Genomic DNA, 4,388 nt, shown 5'->3' with positions numbered 1-4,388 from the left:
CTTGCTCCCGCCGGCGAAGATGAATCAGGTGCTTCCCTGAATATGGCGCTCGAGCCCTACGCACTGCCTACTCCGGCACCTCGCAAGGCTGGCCCCACTCGCCCGGATCCGACGAGCGTCGCCAAGGCTCTGCTTGATACCGAATCACCCGCGCCCACCGCAGCGGACGAATCCAGCCTCGACGTTCTTCACGCTGCTGCCCGCGGCGGGCGCCCCGTCAAGATCACCTATGCGGATAAGAACGGCAATTCCAAGTCCAGGACTGTAAAGCCGCTGTCCGTCGCCGGAGGTCAGGTCGATGCCACCGGCACCGATGGTTCCACCATCCGCTTCCCTTTGCACCGCATCACTGCCGTGGAACTCGCTTAGCGCCAGCAGGGCGATCGGGGCTATACTTTTGGCTTTCTACCATTGGCGAACCTGTACAAAGGAGCAAGTAGATGCCCGGACCGCTCATCGTACAATCCGACAAGACGGTGCTCTTGGAGGTCGACCACGAAGACGCTGCCGCAGCCCGCATCGCGCTTTCGCCCTTTGCAGAACTGGAGCGCGCGCCAGAGCACGTTCACACTTATCGCATCACACCGCTGGCGCTGTGGAACGCCCGCGCCGCGGGCCACGACGCCGAGCAGGTGGTCGACGTGCTCGAGCGTTATTCGCGTTTCCCGGTTCCGCAGGCGCTGCTTATCGACGTCGCGGAGACCATGTCGCGCTACGGCCGCGTGCGCCTCCACTCGCATCCGGCGCATGGCCTCATCTTGGAATCTGCCGAGGTTCCGATCCTCGAAGAACTCGCGCGACACAAGAAGGTCAGCCAGCTGCTGGGCGCTCGCATCGACGGCAACACCTTCGCCGTGCCGCCTTCGCAGCGCGGCCGCCTCAAGCAGGAGCTGCTCAAGGCCAACTGGCCGGCCGAGGATCTTGCCGGTTACGTCGACGGCGAGTCCCACCCCATCCCTTTGGTGGAGGAAGGCTGGGCGCTGCGCGATTACCAATCCTATGCCGCAGAATCCTTCTGGTCCGGCGGCTCCGGCGTGGTCGTGCTGCCCTGTGGCGCTGGCAAGACCATCGTGGGCGCGGCGGCGATGGCCAAGGCCCAAGCCACCACGTTGATCCTGGTTACCAATACAGTGGCCGGACGCCAGTGGCGCAACGAGCTGCTGCGGCGTACCTCGTTGACCGAGAACGAGGTTGGCGAATACTCCGGTGAAAAGAAGGAGATCAAACCGATCACAATCGCCACCTATCAGGTGGTAACCCGCAAGACGAAGGGCGAATACCGCGCCCTTGAGCTCTTTGACTCCCGCGACTGGGGTCTAATCATCTACGACGAGGTCCACCTGCTTCCTGCTCCCGTGTTCCGCATGACTTCGGATCTCCAATCGCGCCGCCGCTTGGGCCTTACCGCCACGCTCATCCGCGAGGACGGGATGGAGGGAGACGTCTTCTCCCTCATCGGCCCCAAGCGCTACGACGCCCCGTGGAAGGAACTCGAAGCCGCCGGCTACATCGCCACGGCGGAGTGCATCGAGGTACGCGTTGACATGGACGCCGAGGAGCGGATGCTCTATGCCACGGCGCAGGCGCGGGATCGCTACCGAATCGCGGCGTCGTCAAGCGCAAAGCACCGTGCCGTGGATAAGATTTTGGCCAAGCATGCTGGCCAGCAAGCACTCATCATTGGCGGTTACGTAGAGCAACTGGAAGAACTCGGCTCGCACTTGGGCGCGCCAGTAATCGACGGCAAGACCTCGAACTCCAAGCGGGAAAAGCTCTTCCAAGCTTTCCGCGACGGCGAGGTACAAACACTCGTGGTCTCCAAGGTGGCAAACTTTTCCATTGATCTTCCCGAAGCTGCCCTAGCTATTCAGGTCTCCGGCACCTTCGGCTCGCGGCAGGAAGAAGCCCAGCGCCTAGGACGCCTCTTGCGCCCAAAGGAAGACGGTAAGGAAGCAAAGTTTTACACCCTCGTCACCCGTGATTCCGTGGATGCGGACTATGCGCTCCACCGCCAGCGCTTCTTGGCGGAACAGGGATACGCGTACCGTCTCGTCAACGAAGTAGACTTATGACCTGATGAAGATTTTCAAGTTTCAGGTCGACGAGACCTACGCCAAGAAGAACAATGAACTCCTGCGCGATTCCGCGCGTCTGCGCAACTCCGGCCTCATCATGGGCTTGCTGCTCATCATCGGTGCCGCTGCGGTCTACATGACTGTGGATGCGGACTGGGGATTTACCATTGGCCTCGGTATGTTGCTCTTCGGCATCCTCGTGGCCATCGTAGGCGTTGCAGCCGCGCGCCAGGTTGGCACCGCACAGCACCTCTATGATTCCTACCCGCTGGCACCAGCAGTGGTAGCTGAGGTCAACGAACGTGACATGGTGCTGATGGCGCTAGTGAACACCAACGTTGATCCCGGGCTTCCGCCGCGTTGGGCAGCTTGCCTGCGCACCGTTACTTCCGTGCCAGGTGTCAAGCGCACTGTGGGCACAAAGCTGCCGGTTGCCGCAGTTTCCGGTCACCGCAACAACAGCGATAAAGAACACTGGCAGCAGGTCACCCCGATGCCCATTGCATGGGGCACGCCGGACGCTGAGGTCGTCACCATGGCGCGTAAGGCAATCCCGGAAGACCAGTGGCAAAAGCTTGACCGCGCCCGCAAGCGCCTCAATGATGTGAAGGCCACCCGTTACGATCTCTTAGTGCTCTAATGACGGTTAAACGTCTGCAGCAATTTGGCGAGACCATCTTCGCCACCATGACCCAGCTGGCAATCGATAATGACGCCATCAATCTGGGACAAGGCTTCCCGGACTCTGATGGGCCAGAGCGCATGCTGGAGATCGCGCAGGAGCAGATTGCGACGGGAAATAATCAATACGCTCCCCTGCGCGGGCGCCCTGAGCTTATCGACGCCTTGGCACACCACTACTGCGTTGCACGCAAGGCCATCGTGGTCACCGCGGGCGCAACGGAGGCCATCACCGCGACCGTGCTGGGACTCGTAGAGCCGGGCCAAGAGGTCATTGTGCTGGAGCCTTACTACGACGCCTACGCCGCCGCCATTGCGCTTGCCGACGCCACCCGTGTCCCCGTCCCGCTCAAGCCTTCCGGAGAAAGCTGGGATCTCGACGTCGATGCTGTGCGCGCCGCTGTGACAGTTAAGACCGCGATGGTGATCGTCAATTCTCCGCATAACCCCACCGGTTCAGTATTTAGCCGCACAGCACTAGAGGGCCTCCGCGATATCTGCGTGGAGCATGACTTGCTCGTGCTTTCCGACGAGGTCTACGAGGACCTCACCTTCGGGTCTGCCACGCACGTGGACATCCAGCGCATCCCAGGCATGGAAACCCGTACGGTCAAGGTCGGCTCGGCGGCTAAGTCCTTCAACGCCACCGGCTGGAAGACCGGCTGGGCCATTGCCCACCCAGAGCTCCTCGATGGCGTCATCAGAGCAAAGCAGTTCATGACCTTTGTATCTGCCACGCCTTTCCAAGCCGCAGTGGCCCACGCGCTGGTATATGAGCGGGGCTGGCAGAAGGCCATGGTGGAAGAGCTGGCCGAATGCCGCGACATCCTAGTTGATGGCCTAAGTAAGGCCGGCTACCAAGTCCACGAGACTCAAGGCACTTACTATTTAGTCGCCGACGTGAGCTCCTCTGGCATGGACGGAGTTGAATTCTGTACAAAGCTCCCCGAGACACACGGGGTTGCTGCCATCCCGCTTGCTGCCTTTGCCGATAACCCCGAACCATGGCGCTACAAAGTCCGTTTCGCGTTCTGTAAGCGCCCTGCGGTAATCAAAGAGGCAGTTAAGCGTCTGAGCGCTTGATCTTCTCCAAGGCCTTACCCTTCGCCAGTTCGTCAATTAGCTTGTCGAGCTGGCGAATTTTTTGCATCAAAGGGTCCTCAACTTCTTGGACCTTAACACCGCACACGCTACCGTTAATCAAGACACGGTCGGGGTTAAGCGCAGGTGCTTCATCAAAGAACTCGCGCACGCTTCGCTCTCCCGCTGAGACAATGCCCTCTGCATCGTAGCCAGTAAGCCACGAGATAAGCTCATCTATTTCTTCCCTAGTACGAGACTTCCGCTCCGCCTTAGCAATGTAGGCACTATGAATTTCTTTCCACTCCATGCGGAAGATGCGTGGTTCCTTGGCTTGAGACATAGGAACCACCGTACAGGTAAACAAGCAGAGAACAGGCACGAAGCGGTTCGAACCACACCAACTACATGAACTACACGACCTACAGAGACCTCACTGCCAAACGCTATAGGGTAAAACGACAGTAACGCCTGTGCAGTTCCGTTGTTTCGGATAGCACAGGCGCTACTTTCTATATGTAATTGTGTGTTTATTGTTTTATGTCGGCGGTA

At 59.6% G+C, this 4,388-nt stretch carries 4 protein-coding genes and 1 pseudogene; 4 read left to right on the top strand and 1 reads right to left on the bottom strand.

What is annotated here, in order from left to right; genetic code table 11:
• The 4 genes and pseudogenes from HMPREF2724_RS13245 to HMPREF2724_RS08315 form a co-directional block, all read left to right on the top strand.
• Nucleotides 1–369 (top strand): annotated as a pseudogene (locus HMPREF2724_RS13245) (WYL domain-containing protein); the annotation flags it as partial.
• A gap of 71 nt (nucleotides 370–440) precedes the next feature.
• The gene (locus HMPREF2724_RS08325; protein ID WP_070588193.1) at nucleotides 441–2,072 is read left to right on the top strand and encodes a DNA repair helicase XPB; all 1,632 of its coding nucleotides are present in this window, start codon (nucleotides 441–443) and stop codon (nucleotides 2,070–2,072) included.
• Nucleotides 2,073–2,076: 4 nt separating this feature from the next.
• Nucleotides 2,077–2,715, top strand: a complete 639-nt coding sequence (locus HMPREF2724_RS08320) for a DUF3239 domain-containing protein (RefSeq protein WP_061921125.1) — start codon at nucleotides 2,077–2,079, stop codon at nucleotides 2,713–2,715.
• Nucleotides 2,715–3,839 (top strand): aminotransferase class I/II-fold pyridoxal phosphate-dependent enzyme, encoded by a 1,125-nt coding sequence (locus tag HMPREF2724_RS08315; protein ID WP_061921123.1) that lies wholly within the window; start codon nucleotides 2,715–2,717, stop codon nucleotides 3,837–3,839. The genes HMPREF2724_RS08320 and HMPREF2724_RS08315 overlap by 1 nt, the downstream gene beginning before the upstream one ends.
• Here HMPREF2724_RS08315 and HMPREF2724_RS08310 read toward each other — a convergent pair.
• Nucleotides 3,820–4,179: a DUF2200 domain-containing protein gene (locus tag HMPREF2724_RS08310; RefSeq protein ID WP_061921121.1), complete on the bottom strand. Its 360-nt coding sequence runs from the start codon at nucleotides 4,177–4,179 to the stop codon at nucleotides 3,820–3,822. The genes HMPREF2724_RS08315 and HMPREF2724_RS08310 overlap by 20 nt on opposite strands.
• Nucleotides 4,180–4,388: the final 209 nt, after the last annotated feature.

The organism is Corynebacterium sp. HMSC071F07 (assembly GCF_001810285.1).
In the GTDB taxonomy this organism is placed as follows: domain Bacteria; phylum Actinomycetota; class Actinomycetes; order Mycobacteriales; family Mycobacteriaceae; genus Corynebacterium; species Corynebacterium simulans.
This window is presented reverse-complemented; position numbering and strand designations above follow the sequence as displayed.

What these genes read in the sequence shown, in the direction of transcription:
- HMPREF2724_RS08325 (WP_070588193.1), top strand. Translation starts at nt 441, where the DNA reads ATGCCCGGACCGCTCATCGTACAATCCGACAAGACGGTGCTCTTGGAG.
- HMPREF2724_RS08320 (WP_061921125.1), top strand. Translation starts at nt 2,077, where the DNA reads ATGAAGATTTTCAAGTTTCAGGTCGACGAGACCTACGCCAAGAAGAAC.
- HMPREF2724_RS08315 (WP_061921123.1), top strand. Translation starts at nt 2,715, where the DNA reads ATGACGGTTAAACGTCTGCAGCAATTTGGCGAGACCATCTTCGCCACC.
- HMPREF2724_RS08310 (WP_061921121.1), bottom strand. Translation starts at nt 4,179, where the DNA reads ATGTCTCAAGCCAAGGAACCACGCATCTTCCGCATGGAGTGGAAAGAA.